Genomic DNA, 23,077 nt, shown 5'->3' with positions numbered 1-23,077 from the left:
ATGGTTTTACTTGAGGTTAATAAGGCGGTTAAGCAGTTCAGTGGTCTTACCGCTGTAAATAATGTGGATTTGGAAGTTCAGGAAGGGCAGATAGTCGGGATAATAGGCCCCAACGGCGCAGGGAAAACAACGCTTTTCAACTGTATAGCGGGCGCCCTGCCGCCCACCTCCGGCAGCATAAAGTTCTTGGGGAAAGAGATAGCGGGCAGGAAACCGTATGACATCTGCAAGCTGGGCATCACCAGAACGTTTCAGGTGGTTAAGCCTTTTGTAACTAAGACTGTTCTCTATAACACAGTAGTGGGGGCATTCGCAAACACCAACAGAATGGACGAGGCGGAGGCAAAATCTCTGGAAGTTCTCAGAATGCTTGATCTCTACGATAAAAGGGATATTCAGGCGAAAAACCTCACACTGCCGGAGCGCAAAAGACTTGAACTTGCCCGTGCTCTGGCAACGGAACCAAAGCTTCTCCTTCTGGATGAGGTTATGGCTGGCTTGCGCCCCTCCGAGGTTTCGGAGATGCTGCCTATTATCAGGAAAATCAACTCTGTCGGGGTTTCCATTGTTATTGTGGAGCACATAATGCAGGCTATCATGAACCTTTCCGACAGGGTGTATGTGATAAACTTCGGCAAAAAGATAGCGGAAGGCGACCCGCATGAGGTAGTTGCCGATCCGGAAGTGATTAAGGCTTATCTGGGGGATGAATATGTCGCTACTCAGCATTGATAAACTGAACGCGGGTTACGGCGAGATACAGGTCCTTTTCGATGTTTCCCTCCACATCAATGAGGGCGAGATTGTGAGCATAGTGGGCGGCAACGGAGCCGGCAAGTCCAGCCTGCTTAAAGCCATATCAGGGCTTATCAAACCCATGTCCGGCTCTGTGAGCTTCAGAGGAGAAAATGTAAGCCGTGTTCCCGCTGATGAAATCGTGACAAGAGGCCTTGTGCATGTGCCGGAGGGGAGAAGGCTTTTCTCATTAATGACAGTGTATGAGAACCTTGAGATGGGCGCTTATAACAGGAACGCCAAGGCTAATTTCAAGCGCAACCTTGAAGAGGTCTATGCCTTGTTCCCCCGTCTGGCTGAAAGACAGAAGCAGCTTGCCTGCACTCTTTCCGGCGGCGAACAGCAGATGGTCGCCATAGGCAGAGGCATAATGGCGCAGCCCAAGCTGATGATGCTGGATGAACCTTCCCTCGGGCTTGCGCCCGTGCTCAAAAAGGATATTTTCGCGGCTGTCAAACGCATAGCAATAGATTATGAAACAACAATAGTTCTTGTGGAACAGGATCTTGTGAATTCTCTTGCCATAAGCGACAGAGCGTATGTCATGGAGCAGGGGCAGGTGGTTCTGGAAGGAGAAAGCCAGATGCTCCTCACCGATCCGCATGTTAAGGCGGCTTACCTCGGAGTTTAAATTTCTTGGGGCGGTTTTTTCCGCCCTTTTGTTTACCTGAGCTTTACGTTATAGTATCTATTATTTCATAGGTTAACTTAAAGGAGACTTGTAATGGATATTTCGGCAACTATAGCGGAGCTCAAGAAGGATAAAGAATTTGCTGCCAATGTAGGCATGATTCTGATACATAACGGCACAGTGCGCGGCTGGTCAAGGGGTGATCACGCCTCCGTTCAGAAGATGGAGGTTCACAGCGATCAGGATAAGATAGAACAGATACGACGTGAAGTGGAAGCATCGGAAGGAATATACAGGGTCGTGGTTGAAGCCCGCTCCGGTGTGATGGAGCCCGGGGACGATGTGCTTTTTCTCATTGTCGCAGGTGATATAAGAGAGAATGTCAAGCCCGCTCTCGCCCTTCTTCTGGACAGAATAAAGGCGGAAGCGGTGACTAAAAAGGAATATAAAGGGTAAGGGGGCTTTTGCCCCCTTTTTTTCAGGACTGCTCTTCTGTTACCTGAGTTCCGTCGAACACGAATTTTTTATGAGTAATTACGAGCTCATTCATTTTTTTATAGAAGCTTTCAAAAACATCTTCTCTTTCTGTGAGGTAGTAATCCGCTGAGACATTGTCTTCCGTCACAGTGACAGTAACAAACCCGTTCCTTGCCGTATCAGCGAATATCATCGGACTGAAAGCCTCAAGAAGCGAATCATCAAGGTCAGTGATAAGCTTAGCTCTCACAGCGGTTTTCTGATCCTCCGTGAACGCTCCTGCTGCCAGAACAGCCTCCACAGCATGCTCTACCATGTTTATGAAAGTTGATGATGATACAGAGGTTCCCGTGAAATCCGCAACATTCGCTCCTGAGGTGGGATGGTCTGTCACGAAGGAGGCGTGTATGTCACCGGAGATCACAAAAGCTCTTTTGCCGCTTGCGCCCAGCTGCTCAAGAAGCATGTTCTTGCGGTTGGGGAAGCCGTCCCAATGGTCAACGTTGGCGTAAAATCTCTGTTTGTAATCGGCGGGAATATCAAGCGCTGTCATATCCCATATAAGGGACGTTGTGGATACAGAGCTGCCGAAGCAGATATTTGTCGCGGTGCTGGTGCTTATTTTGTTTGTAAGCCACGCAAGCTGAGTGTCGCCGAACACGTTTTCCGGTGTCCTCGCCGCCAGAGTGTCCGCCATGGCGTTATAACCCGCCAGCATGTCATATGTGGCTTTCACCACGCCGTATCTGGAGCCTATGTCGCTGAAGTAGCCCTGTTTGCCTATGTGCATGTAGGCTATGCCTCTCTCCAGAACGTTGTCATATGTGTTGTCGTCTATGAGGGGAAGCTGGCTGCCGGAGGGAACGGAGGAGTTGTAGCCTGTGACCAGCGCGTTGAAGACATATGCGCTCACAAGCCCGCTTAAATCCGCCGCCGCTTTTATGCCTGCGTCCGTCTGGCTGAGACCTGTCTGCATGTAAGCATAAGCGAGTGTGGGAACCAGAGCCGCTGAGTACGCGTCCCAAGGTGCTGAGGTCATATCCACATAGGGACCGAAGGCAGCCTTCTGGAGCTCATAAACAGCCGCTCCCTGTCCGGGATACTGCGCCTCAAAGAGAGCGGTTATAGCCGTTTTATCCAGAACAACCTTTCCGGGGAATGCTCCCTCGGGGATAAGGTGATCGGGGCGGAACGTTCTGTAATCCGCAAGTATTAGGTGAAGATGCTGCCCGAAACGGAAGTCTCTGTAGATCCCAGCATTGTTCATCTGTCCGTAAAGCTGTGAATCGGGAGTCTGAAAGGCTCCGTCTGAGGATGTGTTATCCACGGGGAGAAACTCATAGAATGCCTGCTCGGCGTTCATTCTTCTTACAGTGTCAAATTCGTCTTTTTCTTCGTTGAAGTATGTTGCCGTTGCTCCCCAGCAGTCGTCGGAAAATTCGTGGTCATCCCATATGGCTATTATGGGGTAAAGTTCGTGGAATTTCTGAAGTATGGGGTCTGTTCTGTAGGTTTTGTATATTTCCCTGTAGTTTGAGACTGCTGCCGCGCCGTAATAGGGCTGGTCTGTTCCCAGAGCGACGGAGCCGTCTGTATCGGTGAAAGTTATTTTTCTTGCGTCGGTAATATTCTGAAAGGAAGGGTCTCCGGTGGTCTCGTATATGTAGTCGCCGAGGTGAACCACGAAGTCAATGTCTGTTACATGCTGAAGGTGGTAGGAAAGGGAGTTGTAGTATCTGCCTATATAGTCCTGACAGCTTAGGAAAGTAAACTTAACCGGAACATCCGCATCTGCCGCCGGAGCGGTTTTGGTTCTCGCTGTGCGTGTAGTGTAGCGCTTGCCGTTTTTGTCGTAGTGGAATCTGTAATAATAGAAGCTGCCGGACTGAAGTCCTGTTACTTTCACCTTCGTGCAGTAGTCATGCTCTTCTGTCACTGTGAGATCGTATGATGCGACAGTGTTTTTGAGCTCTTTGTCTGACGCAACGATGAGAGTGATTTTGTGAGCTCCGCCTCCGAGAGTTTCTCCTGACAGACGTGTCCACAGTATTACACTGTCCGCTTTAGGGTCTCCGGAAACTACAGACTGAGGGAAATGTTCCGCAGAAACTTCCGTGTTGTCTCCGTCGGAGCTGCTCCCGCACCCTCCGAGCATGCCAAGTGACGCCGCGGTCGCCGCGACTGTGGTTATTTTCAGAAAATCTCTTCTGTTAAGCATTATCCGCTCCTCTAAAGAAATATTGCCCTTAGCGGATAATGCAACTTAGTTGTCAGCAAATGTTCAGGGAATTAAGATTATTATATGAAAAAAATGTCAGCCTACGGTCCAGATCTTCTTCTGGGATTTTCTGTATTTTTCCTCTGCCGCCGCCATACGGTCATTGAATTCTATGAGGTGCGCGCGCATCTCTTTTTCCGCTGCGTCACCGTCTCCGGCGATAACGGCTTTCACAAGAGCATCGTGCATGCCGAGAGGGTGAACCTCATCAGTGGGCGGCTGAAACTCTTCCGTGATGTTTCTTATGAGGATAACAAGTGATTTGACTATTGACTCAAGAAACCTGTTACGGCACATTTCAGCCAAAACATAATGTACTCTCTGTCTTTCGTGTACCGTGTCGGGGTATGTATCGTGAAGTCCTTCGTTCGAGAGAGCTTTTTCCAGTTTTTCAATGTATTCATTATTTCTGTTTTCCGCTGCAAGCCTTGCCACGTGCGGTTCTATAAGTATTCTCGCCTGACAGAGCTCAGGGATGGAAAGCTTGCCTGATGAAAACAGATCCCCCCACGCATCGCTCAGTCTGTCAAATGTAAGGTCGTTTACAAAGGCACCGCCTGTGGCGCCATAGCGTATTTCCACAAAACCTGTGGCGGCGAGAACTTTCATCGCCTCTCTCACAACGGTTCTGCTGACCTTGAACATTTCGATTAATTCACGTTCGGAAGGGAGTTTGTCTCCGGTTTTGTACATGCCTGTGATAATGGAATCTTTCAGTTGATTAAAAACTTCATCAGAAGCTTTTACCTGCCTGACCGGCTGGAATGCTTTCAATTGTGTTCTCCGTGTGTTTATAGGTAATCATAAAACTGAATAACAAATGGTCTAATGTTTAATAATACCATATTTAAGGGTGCTAAAGTCAAGATATTATTAACTGTTTTCTGTATAGTTTTGTAAATGTCGAAATATTGAGATTCTTAATGAATCTATTTTTCTTATTTATTGGTAAACAACATCTATTTGACTGATTTCGAGCTGCGCTTTCTGACTGCTTTTAAAATTTTATTGACATAGCGGGATGTATGGTTATATGTTTAATCATCAAATGTATGACATATGACGTATTACAAATGCTAAGGTATGTTGTTTAAATTTAATTCTTTTATTTAAGGAGCAGTATATGAAAACCACCGGATTTATCAGTATTATTTTGTCTGTTTTGTTTGCTGTCCTCATTGCTGGTTCAGTGTTTGCTTCGGGTGAGCTCAGAGGATCACACAAAGAAAATGATGTTCAGTGCGCTGACTGTCACGGAACAGACACTCCTGATTCCGCCGCAAAAACATCCTCATGCTTTTCCTGCCACGGCGATTACAAATCCCTTGCTGAGCTGACAAAGAATGTGGAAGAAGCAAATCCGCATGAAAACCATATGGGTGAGCTTGCCTGTAAGGAATGTCACGGTATTCACAAGCCTTCAGAGCTTTTCTGCAACAAGGAATGCCATAACTTTGACATGAAGGTGAAATAAGTAATTTTATTTTTGGTAACCTTAGGTGCTCATAAGCAGCGCCAAATATATAAAGAGAGGTTGACTGATGAAACGTTTATTTTCCATTAGGTTTCTGCTTGCGCTGTTAATCGCGGCAGTAATGTCTTTGCCCGCGTATGCGGAAAAAGTTTACAACACGGACATCGCCATCATAGGCGCTGGGGCTACAGGTCTCTCCGCCGGTGTTCAGGCATCTCTTCTCGGAGCTAAAGTCATAGTGATCGAGAAACAGGCTATCCCCGGCGGAACAAGCAACTTCGCCGAAGGTCTTTTCGCTGCTGAGAGCTCGCTTCAGATGAGGCAGGGTATTGATGTATCAAAAGAGTTTGCATTTAAAACAATCATGGACTACAGCCACTGGAGAGCAAACGCTCCTCTTGTGAGCGCATTCGTAAACAAATCCGCAGAGACGGTAGAATGGCTCAAACAGTTCGGAATCCAGTACGAATACATTGGTGTGGGCGGTTTCGGCGGTCCTCTCACATGGCACGTTGTGGGTGATTATCTCGGTGAAGACGGTAAACACTACCATCACGGAGCGGCTGTCGTTCAGGCTCTTACCAAGGCTCTCAAAGATAACGGCGGTCAGCTTCTTCTTCAGACCCCCGGCAAATCCCTCATAGTCAAAGACGGTAAAATAGCAGGTGTAGTCGCGGAGGACAGAGACGGCGAAAAAGTCATCATCAATTCCAAGGCAGTTGTAATCGGCACGGGCGGCTTTGCCAATAATAAAGAGATGATGAAACAGTTCTCCAGATACCCCGACATGATTTTCATCGGTCAGATCGGTAAAACTGGTGACGGTATACAGATGGCGTGGGCAGCAGGCGCGGATAAAGAAGGCGCGGAAGTTATGCAGTCATACCGCCCCGGGCTTGCCGGCTTTCATCCTGCGTCTCATCTTATAGCAGCCGCTGTTCAGCCTTATCTGTTTGTTGATCCTCAAGGTCACAGATACACTGATGAATCCAACATCACAGAATGGCCCCAGTCCGGCAACGCCCTTGAGAGAATAGGCGGAACAGCTTACTCAATCTATGACGAAACAACAAAACAGATGTTCATTAACGACGGCATCCAGATGCCTCTCGGCGAATGGGTAATCTTCGGGACAAAACTCGACAAGCTTGAACAGGACTTCACAAAAGAGCTGGCAAAAAACAACGGTAATGTTTTCAAATGCAGCACTATTGAAGAGGTTGCGGCAAAAATAGGCGCGGATCCCAAGGTTCTTAAAGCCACTGTTGAGCGCAATAATAAAGCGGCAGAAATGCACAAGGATGATCTCTTCCACAAAAAAGCAGATTATCTCAGACCCGTTACGAAAGCTCCTTTCTATGTGACAAAGCTCCATCCCAGAGCACTCGGCACACTAGGCGGTATTAAAATAAACGAAAAAACAGAGGTTCTTAATACAAAAGGGGCAGTTATCTCCGGACTTTATGCCGGCGGTCTTGACGCTGGCGGCATGTACGGCGACAGCTACGATCTCAAGCTCGGGGGCGGTACATTCGGTTTTGCCATTAACTCCGGACGTATAGCAGGCGAGAACGCTGTTAAATTCATCTCCAAATAACATTCACGGCTTTCCCCGTCGTCTGTTTTAAAGGCGGCGGGATTTAATTTTTATTGGAGGAACAAAATGAGACTTTCTGTTTTATTTACTGCTTTGGCAATCTTTCTTATCTCGGCTTCCGCGTTCGCCGCAGACACGTTGAAAGATGCCTTTGGAAACGGCACACTGAAAGGCGAGATAAGAAACTTCTATTTCGCAAGGGATTTTGATGAAAACACACCCGACAGGGCGGATATGGCTGTGGGCACTCTGTTTTATTACAAAACAGCGCCTCTTTACGGTATAAGCGCCGGATTTGCTTTCGCTTCGTCCAGCGACATATACAGTGATGACGATAAAGCTGTATACGGACTGCTTCAGAGAGACTCGGACGGGAAGCATGAGAGCTACACCCGTCTTCAGGAGTATTATATTCAGGGTGAATGGTTTAATACCAGAGTAAAATACGGCGCTCAGGAGATCAATACCCCTTTCATGAACACTCACGACATACGTATGATGCCTAAGTCATACGAAGGGCTCTCCATCGTAAACAGCAGCATTAAAAACCTTGAACTGTCAGCCTATTATATAACAGGCTACATGGGCTGGACTGATGATGAGGCGATGGACATAGTGAAGTCCGTAAATGTCGGAGCTGATGACGACAAGGCGCTGATAGTCGGCGGCGCAAAATACACTCTTCCCGTTGAAGCCGCAAAAATTACTGTTCAGGGCTGGCATTATGACATGGAGGATGTTTTCGGCTCGAACTATGTTCAGCTTTCAGCCTCTAAAAAGCTCGGAGACTATAATCTGTATTTCAATCCTTCAGCACTTTTCCAGAAATCCAAAGGTGATGATCTGGGCGGAGAGTTTGATACAGATCAGTTCGGTTTCAACACAGGTTTTGCCGCATACGGTTTTGATGTGACGGGCTTCTATGCGAAAACAGGAGACGATGATCTGTTTGTTCCGTGGGGTGACGGCAAGGTAATAATACAGCAGGTTCTCGCCGCAGGCAGAGCCGAAGAGGATGCTTACGCCCTTAAAGTCGGCTATGATTTTTCCAAAATTGGCGTCAAGGGACTCAGCGCTTATGCTTTTCACACTGTATATGATACCCCCGAATCAGGCAGCGGCGCTTCAGCGGATATGAGTGAGACAGACTTAAGCGCACAGTATAATTTCGGCGGCGCATTTGACGGGCTCAGCCTGCGTCTGAGATACGCTATGATCGATGTGGACGGCGGTGAAGACTATAACGATTTCAGAGTCTACCTCAGATACAACTTCGCCTTGGGCGGCAAAAAATAAAAGTCTTTTGACCTCCTGCCCGTCTGTTTCCGCAGCATCACACACACAGCGGGTATACACGTAACAGCCGGACACGCTTCCACGGGTGTGTCCGGCTCCTCCTTAACGGATATTGATATGGAAAACAGAAAGCTGTTTACTGCGCTTTTTATTATAAATTTCTGCATAACCCTCGGTTACGGGGTGGTTGACTCCTTTTTTTCCCTGTATGTATTTGAACTGGGAGCCAGAGGGGCGCTTCTCGGCGTTCCTCTGGCTTTCTACTCGCTTGCCAAGATTTTTTTCAGCGTTCCTGCGGGGAATGCAGCGGAAAATACGGGAGCGGGACGCACCCTTGTTGTTTCCGTGCTGTGCTTCTGCTGTGTTTCTGCGGGCTATCTGTTTGCTGAGAGTCTGGTTTCGGTCATTATCCTCCGCATATTCCAAGGCGCTGCGTGTGCGGCTTTCCGTGCATCGGTTCTTGCTGTTATCGGAAACAGCTCACGCCGGACAAGCTTTGCCTCAGTCAGCGGAACTTTTGATATGTCATTTTACGGAGCTCTCGGCGCGGGACCGCTGATAGGCGGAGCTGTGAGAAGCTTTGCGGGGTTTGAGGGAGTATTTATCCTGCTTTTTGCGCTGTGCATAATATCGCTTTTCTTTGTGCTTATCTCCGGCGTAGGAAAGCTGGACCGTCGGAAAACGGCGGTGGATTCCGTGGATAAGTCTTTCATTCCCGGGAGACGATACTGCGGGCTTTTGTCTTTCATCTTTTTCAGGGCATGCGGAATAGCCTCCTGCGCAGTGTTCCTGCCTCTGTTTATTGAACAGGGGATGAAGCTGGGCAGCTTTCGCTCTGGCGTTATTCTTTGTGTTTCAACAGTTTTCATGACATTCAGCCTGCGTCCTATGAGCATGCTCGGGAAGGTTTTCTCAAAAAGAAATATAATCGTATCCGGCGGCATGGCTGTTTCCGTTATGTATATGCTTATTCCTCATGCTGCGGATTTTCCCGAAATCATAGCTGTGTGTGCCGGAACAGGGCTTTTCGGAGCATTATCGCAGCCTGCCTGCACCGCGGCTCTGCTTGAGGAGGGGGAAAGGCTCGGTATGGGTAAAGCTGTCGGCGTTTTTAATCTTTTCATGAACATGGGCTTCGCCGCAGGTCCCCTTGCGGGTTCGCTCATTTACGGAATTTTCGGCTTGAAAGCTGTTTTTATTGTCTCCGGTCTGGCGGGAATAGCCGGAACATTTATGTTTCTCTTCCTTGCTGAAAAAAGCAGCGAAAGAGAAGCCTTCGGTATATGTGAAGGAGGTTATGCCTCAACGGAAAACTGAGGCACAACCTTAAGCTTATTTTTCCGCAATTTTATCAGTTATTTCCCATCCGCCGCCAAGCACCTTGAACATATCGACAGCAGCGTTTATACGTGTGAGACGGAGTGAGGCAAGCTGATCCCTTGCCTGAAAGAGCGAGGTCTGAGCGTCCAGAACATCCGAAAGGCTGTTTGAACCTTCTCTGTACTGTATTTCCGTCAGACGGAGGGAATGTTCAAGCTTGGCTGTTGTCTGGTTCTGGATTTCTTCCCTTTCCTCTCCGTATTTAACGGAATTGAGAGCGTCCTCAACCTCCTGAAGGGCGGTGAGAACGGATTTACGGTAATTTTCCGCAAGAACCCGTTTCTGTGATTCACTGATAGTTATTTGGCTGCGTTTTGTCCCGCCGTCAAATATTGACTGAACAACGGATGCAGACAAACCTATGCTTGTAGCCGGATTGGCTAGGGAAAGAAGAGCGTCCGTTGCGAGCCCCGCCGAGCCGGAAAGGGAGAGTGTTGGGAAAAGCGCCGCTCTGGCGGCTGCTGCGTTTGCGTCAGCGGCGGCTATCTGAGCCTCAGCTTTGACCAGATCCGGTCTTCTCAGCAGAAGGTCTGAGGGGAGTCCGGCGGTGACTGCCGGAACAGAAACAGCGCCGAAATCCTCTGCTCCGGTGCTGAAATCCTGCGGCATTGTTCCGGTGAGCACGGCAAGAGCGTTAAGTGTCTGCTTTTTCTCTTCTTCCAGTGAGAGCAGAGTGCTTTTTCTGCTGAGAACTGTAGATTCCTGATTAAGCAGTTCTGACTTGAGTGCGCTGCCGTTTCTGTATTTTGCCTGAACTATCTTCAATATTCTTTCAGCGGTTTCAAGGTTGATTTCGGCATACTCGATCCTTTTTTCCAGTGAAAGGAGTTGGAAATATCCGTTTGCCACACCGGAAACCAGCGTGAGCCTGACTGCGTCATAGTCGTATTCCGCAGCTTTGAGTGATTCCTTGGCTCCCCTGACCTGCGCGGATATTCTGCCCCATACATCCACCTCATAGCTGACGCCGAGGGAGAGACTGGAGGATTCACTTGTGCGGGCGCTTCCCTCTGACGGAAAGCTGCGGTTTACCGATGAGCCGCCGCTGAGATTAACAGACGGGAACATAGACGCGCCTGTGCTCTTAAGCTGCGCTTTTGCCTGAATTATGCTTTCCGCCGCAGTGGTGATGTCCGGGCTCTGTTTAAGGCTTCTGTCAATGAGTTCCGCCAGCACGGGCGAGTTGAAGCTTTTCCACCAGTCGGAGTTGATTAAGGCGCTTTTGTTGTCATGCTCCGCAATCCATGCGGCGGGCATTACGGGCGGGGTGAAATTTTCCGTCTGTTTGGCGGCGCATCCGGCGGAGAAGAGCAGGGCGGACACGCAGAAGGCATATGTGAATTTACGTATTTTCATTATTTTACCTCTATTCTGACGCAAGGGCGGTGACAGGGTTCAGACCTGCTGCTTTGCGGGCGGGCAGATAACCGAATATGAGCCCTGTGGCGAAGGCGCACCCGAAAGCGGCAACCACCGGAGTCATCTCATATTTCACAGGCGTACCGAAGGCGGATATTATTCCCGCCATGCCAAGACCCGCCGCAACGCCAATGAGCCCTCCGAGGGCGGAGACTGTGACGGCTTCTATTAAAAACTGCTGGAGTATATTTCGCATTCTCGCCCCTGTAGCCATGCGTATGCCTATCTCCCTTGTGCGTTCTGTTACGGAGACAAGCATTATGTTCATTACACCTATTCCGCCCACGAGAAGGGAGATTGCCGCTATGGAACCGAGAAGTATGGTCATTGTGTTCTGGGTTTCGGACACGTTTTCGATCAGGGACGCCATGTTGCGTATCTGGAAGTCCTCAACTCCGCCGTGCATGGCGAGAATCGCTGTGAAAACAGCATCCTGAGTATCGTTTATTATGCCTGTGTCCTTTACCGCGACGGTGATATTGCGCAGATAGTTCTGACCGGTAAGACGCAGGCTGCCCGTGGTGTAGGGCACGAAGATTATGTCGTCCTGATCCTGCCCGCCTATTCCTGCGCCCATTTCGGACATAACGCCTATCACCTGAAAAGGTATATTGTTGATGAGAATATAGCTTCCAGTTGGTTCCCTGCCGCTGAAAAGCGCATCGGCAACGGTTTTCCCCAGAACCGCCACAGTGGCGTAAAGCTCTTCATCCTCATCGGTGAAGAAGGTTCCCTCAGCTACTTCCCAGTTTCTGGCTATTATATAATCCGGTGAGGTTCCGTTTATTTTTGTGGAATGGTCGGATTCCTCAAACCGCACAGTAACGGAGCTTTCCTGCTCCGGCACGGCGGCTAGGATGTTCGGCAGGTCTTTTATCGCTTTCACATCGTCCGGCACAAGGGTAGCAATGTTCATTCGTCCCCGCATGTTCGGTGCGCCGGGGCGAACGTTCATCAGGTTGCTTCCCATTGAGCTTATTCTGTCCACAACCTCCTGCTTGGCTCCGTCGCCTACTGCGAGCATGGTGATTACCGAGGCAACGCCTATCACTATTCCCAGAAGAGTCAGCACAGTGCGGAATATATTGCTTTTAAGTGATCTTACTGCGGTTTTCGCCGCTTCCGTGAGTTCTGTGAACCTTGAGACTTTTTCCGGTTCCGGACTGAATATCTCCGGTTTTTCCGCCGCTTTTTTTATCACGGCATCGCTGAGGATATTGCCGTCACTTATTTCTATTATCCTGTCGGCATATTCGGCAACCCTTCTTTCATGGGTGATGAGTATTATTGTGTGTCCTTTGGCGGAAAGATCGCCGAGTAGTTTCATTACCTCTGTGCCGCTTTTGCTGTCCAGCGCTCCTGTGGGCTCATCGGCAAGGATTATGCGTCCCCCGTTCATCAGCGCGCGGGCTATGGAGACCCTCTGCTGCTGACCGCCTGAGAGCTGAGTGGGGCGGTGGTGCGTTCTGTCGTCAAGCCCCAATTCGGTTAATAGCTCAATTGCTCTCTTCCTGCGGGCATGCTGGGGAATACCGGCATACACTGCGGGAACCTCTGTGTTTTCTGCCGCTGTAGCTGTGCTTATGAGGTTGTAGCTCTGAAATATGAAGCCGAACTCCTCTCTGCGGAGTCTTGCCAGTTCATCCTTGCCGAAGCGGGAAACATCCTCGCCCATGAAAAGATAAGTGCCTTCCGTAGGCTGATCCAGACAGCCGAGTATATTCATCAGGGTTGATTTGCCGGAGCCTGAGGCACCCATTATAGCCACAAACTCGCCCTGCTGTATTTTCAGGTTTATTCCGTGGAGAACCTCAACCGAAAGCTCTCCGGTTTTGTATGTCTTATAAATGCCCCGTAAATCTATCAGAGGCATTCTGTTTCCGTTCATCAGCGCATCCCCTGCATTCCGAGTCCTGCTCCCGGGGGCGGTCCGAAGCTGTTATTCTGCTGTGATGACGTTTTTTTCGTTTCAGAAGGGTAAAGGATAACTGTTTCACCTTCGTTCAGTCCTTCAAGTATCTGCGCCTGAATACGGTTTGTTATGCCGACCTTGATCGTTCTTATCTGCGTTGTTCCGTCAGGGTTCAGCACGGTTGCTTCGCTCGCTCCTGAAAGCGTTCGGGTACCGCTGTTCTGCTGCTGTCTTTTTTTGCGCTGCTGCTGCCCTTCGCTGACGTTGTCATTTCCGCGCGGACCGCGTTCTTCTGCTGACGGTGCCGCCTGAGTGACTGCTTTTACCGCAGAGACAGGCACAAGAAAAGTATCACGGGCTGAGGCGGTTATGAAAAAAACCTGCGCTGTCATCTGCGGAAGAAGGTTACGTTCCGTATTGTCCACATCAAACAAGGCGTTGTAGAGCACAACGTTGTTCTCCGTTGTCGGTGTGGGCTCTATGCGCCTGAGTTCGCCGTACCATCTTCTGCCCTGACCGCCGAGAGTTGTAAAATACGCTCTCATGCCTGTTTTGAGTTTTATAATATCCGCTTCGGATACCTCTGTCTGAACTGTCATTGTGGCGAGATCCGCTATCTGGAGAATTGTCGGAGCGGACTGGTTGGCGTTCAGCGTCTGCCCCTGACGTGCGCTGACTGAAACCACGGTGCCGTCCATGGGGGCGTAAATTTTAGCATAATTGAGATTTGCCTCATCGGCTCTGAGGTCTGATTCCGTCTGCTCTATCTGAGCCTTCAGCATTTCAAGCTGCGCAAGAGCGGATTTGTATTCAGCCTCAGCGTTCTGAACTGTCTCAAGTGTTGTGGCATCCTCTGTGAAAAGATTTTTCTGGCGTTTGAGCTGGCTTTCTGCCAGAGAGAGCTGGGCTTCCCTGTCCTTAAGCTGCGCCTGCTGATAACGGAGCTGCGCACGGCTTGCGTCTACCTGCGCTATGAAAAGAGTAGGGTCTATTTCCGCAAGGAGCTCTCCTGATTTAACCTCGCTGCCAACTTCGACGTGGATTTTTTTAAGCTGACCCGAAACCTGAGCGCCCACATCCACATAATCAAGGGGCTGCAAAGTTCCGGTCGCGGAAACAAGAACCTCTATGTTCCCTCTCTGAACCTGAGCCGTGGTTCCTGCTGATGCTGTGGTGCGTCCTGCTGAAATATCCTTCCAAAGGCTGAACGCGGTTGACACTGCAATAAAGACTATGACTGCGGATGCGGTTAAAAGAATTATTTTTCGTACTTTTGACGATGTGTTTTTCCTGTTCATATCAATCCTTGTGCTTATAAATCATACAGGCAACAGACCTGATACTGATTGCCTCTGTTGTTAAAAGCAATAGCTATGCCTTTGCCGTAATAAGTTGTAAGATGCTTGTAAATAAGGGTGAAAAAAAGTGTAACCATTAGGTTCAGGTGCATTTTCTGCTCACTTGTGTGCAAATTATTCATAATCGGCTCATTCTCCGTACATTAAGAAGCCGCACCGACCTACAGGAAACGGTGCGACTTCAAAATATAAGACAAAACTAACCCCTATTGGTTTAAAGACGGAGAAGTTTTGCCTTGGGTAACCCAGAATTATTATATTTTTTTTGCCGGAGCGTACGAGAGAAGCATCACGAGAACGCTTCCCGAGACACTTGCCGCTCCGAACCAGGCGCTTAATCCTATTGCCGTGCCCCAGTGAGCGGCGCATGGGACAAGGGATACTGCCAGAAGAAGCCATCCCGCTGTTCGTAGTATTATTTTATCTTTTGCGGCGGGGATTCCGGCTCTGAACTGCTGCCAGTGTCTGTCCAGCGACAGGGCAAGAGCTGCGAGACCTGAGAACGACAGAATCATTGAGATTATTCCGTAAAGCATCAGTGCACCCCCTGAGCAGCGGCTGAAGGTTTTTTTTCTTCAATTTCCGATGTTTTCCATGCGGCATAGCCGAAGAGAAGACCGAAGCCGAAAACAGTGAGGTCAAAGCCTGCGATTATGGCGTTGCCCTGAGCTATGGCGCTGAACAGGTTCACCTTGGAGGTGAATGCGTTGAGCACGGGAAGAAGGCAGTAGAGAGCTGCGCAGAACGCAAGCTGCTCCGTCCATGCTTTTCTCACTGGTCTCACCAGCGGATGGAGGCAGCAGAGAAGCCATGCAGTGAAGAAGAGGCGTATTTCCCAGTTTGCCCTTGATGCAAGGTCAAAGGGGAGAAGCCTGTTTGACCAGAGATGAACGGCAGTTGCTGCGGTGAGCCCTGTCATCCCGCCGACATTAAGCACCTCTACAAGCTTTCTGCCGAATGATTTATTCATGGCTTTTGATTTTTTATGTGTCCAGATTATGAGCCCCGTTCCGACCATAGCTGTTCCGAGAACTCCGGAGATGAAGAACAGCCACCTTGTAAATGTATCGGCAAATCGGGCAAGATGCAGTGAACCGAGAACATTTGCTGTAGCCGCCACAGCGTTCGGAGCTGAGGTTACCGCTTCGCCCATGAACCTTCCGTTTACTCCGTTATAGGCTACCTGAACAGCGGTTCCGCTTCCTCTACCTGTTGCGGTGATGCTTTTTCTTCCGGAGGGAACCATTTCAATCAGCATGTTCTTTTTTCCCTGATTGCTGATTGAAATACGCTGAATCTTCGATTTCAGACGTTCCTCGGCATTCTTTATAAGCGGTTCTACAGGCGTAAGCTTCACTCTTTCCTCATATGAGACAGTCTGAGCAGGCTGAGCGTGGCTGTGCATTCTTCTCATTCCGTCTGCGTTCCACGGGAGCAGGATCATCATGAACAGAACAAGCCCCGAGTAAGTGATCATTATATGATAGGGCAGGGCGAGAACGGCGGTGAAGATGTGGGCATCTGTCCATGATCTCGTGCCTTTTTTCCTGCGGAAGGTGAAAAAGTCCGCAAATATTCGTTTATGGATTATTACGCCGCTGATTATGGCTATGAACATAACCATCGTGGCGGCTCCGATTATTTTCCGTCCGGTCATCCTGTCCATTCCGTACAGCTCCACATGGAAGCGGTAGAGGAATGTTCCTCCCCTTGTCTCTCTGGGGATGATGCGTTCGCCTGTCTGAGAGTCCAGATAGTGGACTGTCATCGGCACTCTTACTGGTGTTGCGTTTTCCTGCTGTGTGTTTTTCGTATTGTCGGGTTTATCGCCGCCTTCTGCCGCCGTGTGCGCGCGTCCTTCGTCTCTTGGCTGCCTTCCAGTGTTTTCAGCGCCTTCGGGGCGTTCTTTTCCGGGGCGCTCGGGAGCCTGAATCTGCTGCGGCTGTTCTCTGAAGACAACCTGAACCACCCTGTTTCTGGCATCAGGAAGAGTTATTGACCAGCTCGGAGAATCCGGGGCAACTCTCTCAAGGTAATTCACAGCCATAGACGCTTCGCTGCCCGTGGGTATGGAACCGTGAAGCTCAGGCTGCATCCAGTAGGTTATTTCGTTTCTGAAATATGAATAGGTTCCAGTAAAGAAAATAGCGAAAAGGAGCCACCCGATTATGAGTCCGCTCCATGTGTGGAGCCAGCTTATTGACTGACGGAATTTTTCTCTCATTGTACGCTCCACGGAAGCAGCAGGAGCCCGCCCAGAAGCGCCGCCGGAATGCAGATTCCAAGCCATGCTGTTATTGTTCTTATGTTAGCGAAAGACCATATGACTGCACATGTGTAAATGAGATAAAAGAGCATGTTTGCGGCTGTGGCAGCGTATCTCGGCTCAAAAGGCATGAACTTCGTTATCCATAAGGTAACAAAAGCCGAAAGAGCGTAACCGCCGAAAACGGCAAGCAGAACACGGGAAGCAACTTCGGCTTTATAGCGCATTCCCGATGAGTTTTTAGTCATAAAATTCCCCCTGAATATTAAAAATACCGAACCGTAAGCATAACTGCCGCCGATTCTTTTATGACATATTCTGAATCTCTGAAGGAAATGGATCTCGGGACTTAAAAGAGGAATCTTTTAAGCTTAATGTCGTTTAAGTGAATATCAGTCTTGTTGGGACATGTCAACAAATTTGCTCTTGCCTAACTTGGGCTTTACAAAACTTAAAGGGCAGCAAAAATGAAAAGGGCTGCTTCGATAAATTCTATCATCGCACCCATGAGATCCCCTGTGATTCCGCCGAGGGAAAAACGGTAAAAGAACAGGACAAGGAGCACGCATATGATGAACACAAAATGAAACCATAAGAAGAATGACAGACCGCAGAACCAGAACACGGCGATCATAAAGGGGATTATCTGTAAAAGCGCTGCTTTCCCCGCTCCTTCGGCGAACATTTTACCCAGCCCCTCTTTACGTGCATAGGGGAGGGCGAGCATGCCGATCACCGCTGCAAAGCGTGCGTAGGCGGGTATTACGGCTATGAGCCAAATGCCGCCGATTTGCGAAAAGGCAGACCATTTGGCAAGAAGCAGAAGCGCAACCGCCACAATACCCATTGAGCCCGCGTGGGGATCTTTCATTATCTCAAGCTTGCGCTCACGGCTCCGGTGGGAGAAGAGGGCGTCCGCAGTATCTATGAATCCGTCGAGGTGGAGCGCTCCGGTCACTGCGGCAAGGTAGACCAGCATCAGTACGGGACGGAGGAAGAAACCGTCCGTAACATGTGACACTGCCCACAGACCCGCACCGATTGCAAGACCTGCGGGCGCGAAGTACGGAATCATGGCGGCGGGTCTGTATTCCCCGCCTGTTCTGATTCTGATTACCGTGAGGAAGGATAAAGCCTGAATGAAGCCCTTCATCATTCATCCCTGCCGGAGACGGCTGCCTCCTCAAAGGTTGCTACATCACGGATTACAGCGGCGGCAAGATCAATTATCTGCATAGCGGCGACGGCTCCTGTGCCTTCGCCGAGCCTCATGCCGAGATCAAGCACAGGCACAAGCCCCAGATGGCGGAGCATCAGCTTATGCCCGGGTTCCTCTGAGACGTGTCCGGCTATCATGTAGTCAAGGGTTTTAGGGGCTATGCTTGCCGCTATAAGTGCGCCTGCTGTGGAGATTATGCCGTCTATCACAACGGGGATTCTGTGGTGTGCGGCGGCGATTATGGTTCCGGCGATCGCCCCTATCTCAAATCCGCCGACCTTGGCGAGAACGTCCAGACCGTCTTTAGGGTTCGGCTTATTTATCTCTATCCCCTGTTTTATCATATTGATTTTGTTCAACACCCTGTCGTCGGTGAGCCCTGAGCCCATGCCTGTCATCATTTCGACTGTTTCTCCGGTGATGACGCTGCCTATGGCGGAGGATGGGGTTGTGTTTCCTATTCCCATGTCTCCGGTGGCGACAAGATTCAGTCCGTGTCTTCTGATCTGTTCGCTTGTAACGTCGTATCCGGCGAGGATCGACAGCTTCGCCTGCTCATTTGTCATGGCGGGCTCAGCGGAGAAATCCTTAGTTCCTGAAGCGACTTTACGCTGAAAAAACTCGGCGTTTTCGGAGATAACAGCGTCCGGCATGGAGTGGAGCGTGCCTGCGTCCGTCACAAAAACCTTGACTCCCACCGCCTTTGAGAGGGCGTTTATTGTCGCCATGCCGCCCATAAAGGCGCCCATCATCTGACCCGTGACCTCCTGCGGGAAGGCGCTTACACCCTTAGCCGCTATACCGTGGTCGCCCGCCATAACAAATACGGCACGTTTATCCGTTGCGGGTTTGAGGTTTCCGTAAATTGCGCAGAGCTTTTCGGATATATCGTTCAGCCTGCCCATGGCTCTCGGCGGCATTATGAGGTTTGCGGTGCGTTCACGGGCTTTTTCATAAACCGTCTTATTGCTCTCTTTAATGTCTTCCACTATCTGCTGAAATCTCATCTTTCCCCCTTAACGTAAAGCGGCTGTCCTGCCACCATGAGTATTACATTATCCGCAATGTCTGCTATTTTCCTGTTCGCAGCCGCAGTGAGGCTGACATATTCCCTCGTGAGCTTATCTGCGGGTACAACGCCAGTGCTCACCTCGTTTGTTACTATAATAACGGGCTTTCCCGCGTTTTTCAGTGCGTTTATGAGCCTGTAGGTGTATTCCGCCGCAGGTTTTTTATAATACAGAAGATTATTGATCCAGAAGGTCAGACAGTCCAGAACAATTATGTCATTCTCTTCCGCCGCTTCGGTGAGAGCCTCGTCTATTTCCAGCGGCTCCTCATATGTGGTGTAGGTTTCGTCTCTTTCCTGTCTGTGCTTCTCTATTTTGAGCCCCATTTCGCCGTCAGTCACTTCCGCTGTTGCGATATAGGCTTTTTTTGCATGCTTTTCCGCAAGGTTCAGAGCATAGGATGTTTTGCCCGTTCCCGCCCCGCCTGTTATGAGTGTGATCATTTTTTATCTCCGTAAAAACAAAATTATTGTATGACAAGATGATTCTTTACGCTATAAAACATTATTATTTTAAAGGGGGAAACCCACGTGAAACAGGGAAAACACGGCGGAGACATATATAAAGCGGCGGCAGAACTGAATGTTCCGCTGGCAGAAATCAGAGACTACAGCGGAAACGTGAGTCACATGCAGCCGCAGCGCCTCAGCGGGCTTAATCTGCCTGAGCTTCTCTCCGTTCTGCCCGAGCCCGAATCATGCACCCTCAGAAAAGCCTATGCAGCTTCTATCGGCGTAAGCCCTGAAAATGTCTGCGTTACCGCCGGTACGACAGAAGCCATAGAGAAAATATGCCGCCTGTACTCAGACAAAAGGGCGAATATTGCAGCGCCAACATATTCCGATTACGAATATTTCTGCCGCATGTACGGAATAAGCGTTAAAACCCATCCTGTGCTTGCACCGGCGGATCTGTGTTTTATCTGCAATCCCAACAACCCCACAGGCGGGACAACTGCCCGTGCGGTGCTTCTTGAAATGATCAAAACCAACCCGCAGACTATGTTTGCAGTTGATGAATCCTACATGCCTTTTCACGTGAATGAGCCTGATTTCACGCTGAAAAACCATCTCACTGAGAACCTTGCCGTTCTGCGTTCGTTCTCCAAAATATTCGGCGTGCCCGGGCTGAGGCTCGGTTTTGTGATCTCCGGCAATGAAGAACTCATAGGCAGGATTACCGGACTTATGCCGCCATGGAATGTGAATACTGCCGCTCAGGCTGCGGGTATGCTTCTCTTGAATGAAGATACGTCAAAGACTGCCGCCAAGACAGCCAAGCTGAAAAAAGCTTTTCTCCCCGAGCTGGACAAGCTCGGGTGGATCGAACCCTTGGAATCGGACGTCAATTTCATACTCTGCCGTCTGCACGGAGTGACCTCTGCGGACGCTTTCCGTAAATGCTTTGAGCAGAGAGTGCTTATCCGTGACTGCGCTAATTTCACAGGGCTTATTGGTGAACACATACGCTTTTCCGTGCGCGGTGATATGCAGCCTCTGGTTGATGCTCTGGGGAATGTGCTGTGACACAGTTCATCAGCCTGAACCTTGTTTCGGCGGCTATAGCCTTTTTTCTGGATGATATTTTCGGCGATCCGAGAACAGGGCTTCATCCGGTTGTTCTCATGGGCAGAATTAACAGATTTCTGGAAAAATATCTGTACCGCTCCGGCTTTGCCGGTGGGATGCTGCTGACAGTTTTGTCCGCCATGTTCTGGACAGGGCTTGGGGCTGCCCTGCTTTATTTTGCCTATGGTTTTCATATTTATGCGTTTGTCCTGTTAAACTCAGTGATCATATATACCGCTGTAAGTGCAAAATCAATGAAGCAGCACGCCATGAAGGTCTATGAGCCCCTTGCGGGGGGTGATCTGCCTTCTGCGAGGCGTGAGCTCTCCATGATAGTCAGCCGTGACACTGAGAATATGGACGGAGCGGCGGTTGTGAAATCCGCAGTGGAATCCGTGTCCGAGAATTATACTGACGGTGTGCTTTCGCCTCTTTTCTTTTCCGTTTTCGGCGGCGGGGCAGGAGCTCTGTTCTTCAAGGCTGCGAGTACGCTGGATTCGATGATTGGCTACAGAAATGAAAAGTATGTCAGCTTCGGCAAATTCGCCGCCCGTCTTGATGATGTGCTTAATTTCATTCCCGCCAGACTCTCCGTTGTGATAATCGCCTTGTCCGCCCCTTTCTGTGGTATGAGCATGAAAAATACTCTGAAAACTGTTCTGAAATACAGGCTTGCCCATGACAGTCCCAATTCGGCGCATTCCATGTCCGCATTTGCCGGAGCCATGAGCCTGCGTCTCGGCGGACCGGTGTCCTATTTCGGCAAGGTTAAGGACAAGCCGTTTATCGGGGAAGGAACAGGCGAACCGGAACCTGAGAGAATAAAAGAGGCGGTTAGGCTGTTTGAAACCGCCGCAGTCTTTGCCGTAGCGTTATGCGTTGCCGTTTATTTTGTGCTGCGGTATTACGGCGGGTGTCCTCTATGCGCATAGCCGCTCCGTCATTCATAAAAAGGGCAGACCGAATTACAAATGTCCGCTTTCTGCAAGAGTTCGTGGACGAGGTGGAGCTTTTGTACATGTCCAGCCTTTATGAGGGTGACGAACCTGATCCTGCTGAAGTTGCGGAGCTTGCCGCAACGGGAATGCGGTTCAATGTGCACATGCCTTACGATATTGATTTGTCAAAGAAAGAAAACTGGGCTGTGATAGAGCGTTACGCAGAGCTTCTCCTCCCTCTGGAAGCGCATACTCATACACTCCATATACAGAAAGAGGATTCGTTCTTTGAGCATCTGATCAACTTCATAGCGAAGACAGATCTCCCCGTAACACTTGAAAACGGCGGCGATGACGCAAACCTGTTTGGGCTTATTCCCAATGAGCCCGTGTGGATCTGCGCCGACTTAGGGCATGTGCTCCATTACGGCGGAACGGTTGAGGATATAATAAGGCACTGGGGCAGAGACATTGGTCTTATCCACCTGCACGGCTCAGACGGAATGCGTGATCATCAGAGCCTGAAATACATTGATAAGAATACGCTCCGCCTGATTAAAAACTTTGCGGAGCTTCAGGAACTCACAGTCTGCGTTGAGGTCTTTGAGGAGAACGCCTTTCTTGAATCTCTGGACATTCTCCTAAGCCTTTAAAATAGCCGTTGAGAGATAACCCGCCGATTCCTCCGGCGTTTCCTTAAGCAGGTCGAAGATCTGTTCATCCTCCATTGTCACACGCTGAAAAAGGTACGCCTCACTGAGGCTGTTTTTCCGCACGAAATCAACCAGAACGCCGAGCCTTTTGTGCACCTTCATCAGCACAACAGAAGTGAAACGGCGGGTAAGTTCGAGGAGTTCATCATCTGTATCAGGCATTTCCACCACACAGAATGAACCGTCCTTTTCGCAGAGGGGAAGGTTCATCCTGTTTGCTGACGCTGAAAACGCGGAGATTCCCGCTATCATTTTTGTGTCTATATTTTTTGCCTTGAGCTTATCACGCAGGTAATTGAACGTGCTGTAAACCGGAGTATCGCCTATGGTGACGTAGCTGATTACTTTGCCTTCTGCCGCGAGCCTTTCCATCTCCGCTGCCAGTGCTGTATAGCGTACATCCAGATCCGCCTTGTTGCCCGTCATGGGGAAGTAGTACCAGAGGATCTTCTCCTCCGGCACATAGTTTTTCACTATGTCGCCCGCTATGCTCCGCCCTGTTTTGTCGGACTGGGGGACTATGACAATGTCTGATTTTTCAAGGGTTTTGACAGCCTTGACCGTAACAAGCTCCGGATCACCGGGTCCGAGACCGATTCCGTAAATAATCATTATAAGCACCTCAATAATCTTAAGCTTATAAAAAAGAGCGGCGGTTTGTCCATAAGTTTATCATAGAAGGAATA

The 23,077-nt window shown here is 49.5% G+C and carries 22 protein-coding genes; 10 read left to right on the top strand and 12 right to left on the bottom strand.

All coding sequences use genetic code 11. The features are described from left to right. The 3 genes from EP073_RS08675 (at position 1) to EP073_RS08665 (ending at position 1,882) form a co-directional block, all read left to right on the top strand. A complete protein-coding gene (locus EP073_RS08675) occupies positions 1–732 on the top strand; it encodes an ABC transporter ATP-binding protein (protein WP_128466758.1) in 732 nt (243 codons plus the stop codon). Then, entirely contained in the window at positions 713–1,426 is a 714-nt protein-coding gene (locus EP073_RS08670) for an ABC transporter ATP-binding protein (RefSeq protein ID WP_128466757.1), read from the top strand. The genes EP073_RS08675 and EP073_RS08670 overlap by 20 nt, the downstream gene beginning before the upstream one ends. Before the next feature lie 93 nt (positions 1,427–1,519). Continuing rightward, positions 1,520–1,882 carry a molybdenum cofactor biosynthesis protein MoaE gene (locus tag EP073_RS08665; RefSeq protein WP_128466756.1) on the top strand — a complete coding sequence of 121 codons (363 nt, stop codon included), beginning with the start codon at positions 1,520–1,522 and terminating at the stop codon, positions 1,880–1,882. Positions 1,883–1,904: 22 nt separating this feature from the next. Here the strand turns inward: EP073_RS08665 and EP073_RS08660 are convergent, their stop codons facing one another. Both EP073_RS08660 and EP073_RS08655 read right to left on the bottom strand, forming a co-directional pair. Continuing rightward, positions 1,905–4,121 (bottom strand): alkaline phosphatase D family protein, encoded by a 2,217-nt coding sequence (locus EP073_RS08660; protein ID WP_128466755.1) that lies wholly within the window; start codon positions 4,119–4,121, stop codon positions 1,905–1,907. Between the two features lie 96 nt (positions 4,122–4,217). Next, positions 4,218–4,955, bottom strand: coding sequence for a FadR/GntR family transcriptional regulator (locus tag EP073_RS08655; protein WP_128466754.1), 738 nt, complete (start codon positions 4,953–4,955; stop codon positions 4,218–4,220). A gap of 349 nt (positions 4,956–5,304) precedes the next feature. On the opposite strand from EP073_RS08655, the gene EP073_RS08650 reads away from it, so the two are divergent. The 4 genes from EP073_RS08650 to EP073_RS08635 all read left to right on the top strand — a co-directional run bounded on the left by EP073_RS08650 (position 5,305) and on the right by EP073_RS08635 (position 9,865). Beyond that, entirely contained in the window at positions 5,305–5,655 is a 351-nt protein-coding gene (locus EP073_RS08650; RefSeq protein WP_128466753.1) for a cytochrome c3 family protein, read from the top strand. 67 nt (positions 5,656–5,722) lie between these two features. Next, positions 5,723–7,252, top strand: coding sequence for an FAD-dependent oxidoreductase (locus tag EP073_RS08645; RefSeq protein WP_128466752.1), 1,530 nt, complete (start codon positions 5,723–5,725; stop codon positions 7,250–7,252). A 66-nt stretch (positions 7,253–7,318) separates the two neighbouring features. Further along, entirely contained in the window at positions 7,319–8,548 is a 1,230-nt protein-coding gene (locus EP073_RS08640; protein WP_128466751.1) for an OprD family outer membrane porin, read from the top strand. Between the two features lie 117 nt (positions 8,549–8,665). Next, complete coding sequence (locus tag EP073_RS08635) at positions 8,666–9,865, top strand: MFS transporter (RefSeq protein ID WP_128466750.1); 1,200 nt, start codon at positions 8,666–8,668, stop codon at positions 9,863–9,865. Positions 9,866–9,880: 15 nt separating this feature from the next. Here the strand turns inward: EP073_RS08635 and EP073_RS08630 are convergent, their stop codons facing one another. From EP073_RS08630 to cobU, 9 genes are all read right to left on the bottom strand, one after another. After that, positions 9,881–11,284, bottom strand: coding sequence for an efflux transporter outer membrane subunit (locus EP073_RS08630; protein ID WP_128466749.1), 1,404 nt, complete (start codon positions 11,282–11,284; stop codon positions 9,881–9,883). Positions 11,285–11,294: 10 nt separating this feature from the next. Then, the gene (locus tag EP073_RS08625) at positions 11,295–13,235 is read right to left on the bottom strand and encodes a MacB family efflux pump subunit (RefSeq protein ID WP_128466748.1); all 1,941 of its coding nucleotides are present in this window, start codon (positions 13,233–13,235) and stop codon (positions 11,295–11,297) included. Next, on the bottom strand, positions 13,235–14,557 hold the full coding sequence (locus EP073_RS08620) for an efflux RND transporter periplasmic adaptor subunit (protein ID WP_128466747.1): 1,323 nt from the start codon (positions 14,555–14,557) through the stop codon (positions 13,235–13,237). The genes EP073_RS08625 and EP073_RS08620 overlap by 1 nt, the downstream gene beginning before the upstream one ends. 314 nt (positions 14,558–14,871) lie before the next feature. Further along, entirely contained in the window at positions 14,872–15,153 is a 282-nt protein-coding gene (locus EP073_RS08615) for a DUF3325 domain-containing protein (protein ID WP_128466746.1), read from the bottom strand. Further along, the gene (locus tag EP073_RS08610; protein ID WP_164885320.1) at positions 15,153–16,841 is read right to left on the bottom strand and encodes a PepSY-associated TM helix domain-containing protein; all 1,689 of its coding nucleotides are present in this window, start codon (positions 16,839–16,841) and stop codon (positions 15,153–15,155) included. Before EP073_RS08610 ends, EP073_RS08615 begins: the two co-directional genes overlap by 1 nt. Beyond that, positions 16,838–17,131, bottom strand: a complete 294-nt coding sequence (locus EP073_RS08605) for an iron transporter (protein ID WP_128466744.1) — start codon at positions 17,129–17,131, stop codon at positions 16,838–16,840. The genes EP073_RS08610 and EP073_RS08605 overlap by 4 nt, the downstream gene beginning before the upstream one ends. A 203-nt stretch (positions 17,132–17,334) precedes the next feature. Continuing rightward, positions 17,335–18,039: an adenosylcobinamide-GDP ribazoletransferase gene (locus tag EP073_RS08600; RefSeq protein WP_128466743.1), complete on the bottom strand. Its 705-nt coding sequence runs from the start codon at positions 18,037–18,039 to the stop codon at positions 17,335–17,337. After that, positions 18,036–19,109: a nicotinate-nucleotide--dimethylbenzimidazole phosphoribosyltransferase gene (gene cobT / locus EP073_RS08595; RefSeq protein ID WP_128466742.1), complete on the bottom strand. Its 1,074-nt coding sequence runs from the start codon at positions 19,107–19,109 to the stop codon at positions 18,036–18,038. The genes EP073_RS08600 and cobT overlap by 4 nt, the downstream gene beginning before the upstream one ends. After that, complete coding sequence (cobU, locus tag EP073_RS08590) at positions 19,106–19,615, bottom strand: bifunctional adenosylcobinamide kinase/adenosylcobinamide-phosphate guanylyltransferase (RefSeq protein WP_128466741.1); 510 nt, start codon at positions 19,613–19,615, stop codon at positions 19,106–19,108. The genes cobT and cobU overlap by 4 nt, the downstream gene beginning before the upstream one ends. An 87-nt stretch (positions 19,616–19,702) precedes the next feature. Between cobU and EP073_RS08585 the strand changes: the two genes are divergently transcribed. Genes EP073_RS08585 through cbiR form a run of 3 tightly spaced genes read left to right on the top strand, consistent with a single transcriptional unit; the run spans position 19,703 to position 22,331 of the window. Beyond that, the gene (locus EP073_RS08585) at positions 19,703–20,698 is read left to right on the top strand and encodes an aminotransferase class I/II-fold pyridoxal phosphate-dependent enzyme (protein ID WP_128466740.1); all 996 of its coding nucleotides are present in this window, start codon (positions 19,703–19,705) and stop codon (positions 20,696–20,698) included. Next, positions 20,695–21,672, top strand: a complete 978-nt coding sequence (cbiB, locus tag EP073_RS08580; protein WP_128466739.1) for an adenosylcobinamide-phosphate synthase CbiB — start codon at positions 20,695–20,697, stop codon at positions 21,670–21,672. Before EP073_RS08585 ends, cbiB begins: the two co-directional genes overlap by 4 nt. After that, on the top strand, positions 21,663–22,331 hold the full coding sequence (gene cbiR / locus EP073_RS08575; protein ID WP_164885319.1) for a cobamide remodeling phosphodiesterase CbiR: 669 nt from the start codon (positions 21,663–21,665) through the stop codon (positions 22,329–22,331). Before cbiB ends, cbiR begins: the two co-directional genes overlap by 10 nt. Here cbiR and cobI read toward each other — a convergent pair. Beyond that, complete coding sequence (gene cobI, locus EP073_RS08570; RefSeq protein WP_128466737.1) at positions 22,320–23,003, bottom strand: precorrin-2 C(20)-methyltransferase; 684 nt, start codon at positions 23,001–23,003, stop codon at positions 22,320–22,322. The genes cbiR and cobI overlap by 12 nt on opposite strands. Positions 23,004–23,077: the final 74 nt, after the last annotated feature.

This window comes from Geovibrio thiophilus (assembly GCF_004087915.1).
Classification (GTDB): domain Bacteria; phylum Chrysiogenota; class Deferribacteres; order Deferribacterales; family Geovibrionaceae; genus Geovibrio; species Geovibrio thiophilus.
This window is presented reverse-complemented; position numbering and strand designations above follow the sequence as displayed.

What these genes read in the sequence shown, in the direction of transcription:
- EP073_RS08675 (WP_128466758.1), top strand. Translation starts at nt 1, where the DNA reads ATGGTTTTACTTGAGGTTAATAAGGCGGTTAAGCAGTTCAGTGGTCTT.
- EP073_RS08670 (WP_128466757.1), top strand. Translation starts at nt 713, where the DNA reads ATGTCGCTACTCAGCATTGATAAACTGAACGCGGGTTACGGCGAGATA.
- EP073_RS08665 (WP_128466756.1), top strand. Translation starts at nt 1,520, where the DNA reads ATGGATATTTCGGCAACTATAGCGGAGCTCAAGAAGGATAAAGAATTT.
- EP073_RS08660 (WP_128466755.1), bottom strand. Translation starts at nt 4,121, where the DNA reads ATGCTTAACAGAAGAGATTTTCTGAAAATAACCACAGTCGCGGCGACC.
- EP073_RS08650 (WP_128466753.1), top strand. Translation starts at nt 5,305, where the DNA reads ATGAAAACCACCGGATTTATCAGTATTATTTTGTCTGTTTTGTTTGCT.
- EP073_RS08645 (WP_128466752.1), top strand. Translation starts at nt 5,723, where the DNA reads ATGAAACGTTTATTTTCCATTAGGTTTCTGCTTGCGCTGTTAATCGCG.
- EP073_RS08640 (WP_128466751.1), top strand. Translation starts at nt 7,319, where the DNA reads ATGAGACTTTCTGTTTTATTTACTGCTTTGGCAATCTTTCTTATCTCG.
- EP073_RS08635 (WP_128466750.1), top strand. Translation starts at nt 8,666, where the DNA reads ATGGAAAACAGAAAGCTGTTTACTGCGCTTTTTATTATAAATTTCTGC.
- EP073_RS08630 (WP_128466749.1), bottom strand. Translation starts at nt 11,284, where the DNA reads ATGAAAATACGTAAATTCACATATGCCTTCTGCGTGTCCGCCCTGCTC.
- EP073_RS08625 (WP_128466748.1), bottom strand. Translation starts at nt 13,235, where the DNA reads ATGAACGGAAACAGAATGCCTCTGATAGATTTACGGGGCATTTATAAG.
- EP073_RS08620 (WP_128466747.1), bottom strand. Translation starts at nt 14,557, where the DNA reads ATGAACAGGAAAAACACATCGTCAAAAGTACGAAAAATAATTCTTTTA.
- EP073_RS08615 (WP_128466746.1), bottom strand. Translation starts at nt 15,153, where the DNA reads ATGCTTTACGGAATAATCTCAATGATTCTGTCGTTCTCAGGTCTCGCA.
- EP073_RS08610 (WP_164885320.1), bottom strand. Translation starts at nt 16,841, where the DNA reads ATGAGAGAAAAATTCCGTCAGTCAATAAGCTGGCTCCACACATGGAGC.
- EP073_RS08605 (WP_128466744.1), bottom strand. Translation starts at nt 17,131, where the DNA reads ATGACTAAAAACTCATCGGGAATGCGCTATAAAGCCGAAGTTGCTTCC.
- EP073_RS08600 (WP_128466743.1), bottom strand. Translation starts at nt 18,039, where the DNA reads ATGATGAAGGGCTTCATTCAGGCTTTATCCTTCCTCACGGTAATCAGA.
- cobT (WP_128466742.1), bottom strand. Translation starts at nt 19,109, where the DNA reads ATGAGATTTCAGCAGATAGTGGAAGACATTAAAGAGAGCAATAAGACG.
- cobU (WP_128466741.1), bottom strand. Translation starts at nt 19,615, where the DNA reads ATGATCACACTCATAACAGGCGGGGCGGGAACGGGCAAAACATCCTAT.
- cbiR (WP_164885319.1), top strand. Translation starts at nt 21,663, where the DNA reads ATGCGCATAGCCGCTCCGTCATTCATAAAAAGGGCAGACCGAATTACA.
- cobI (WP_128466737.1), bottom strand. Translation starts at nt 23,003, where the DNA reads ATGATTATTTACGGAATCGGTCTCGGACCCGGTGATCCGGAGCTTGTT.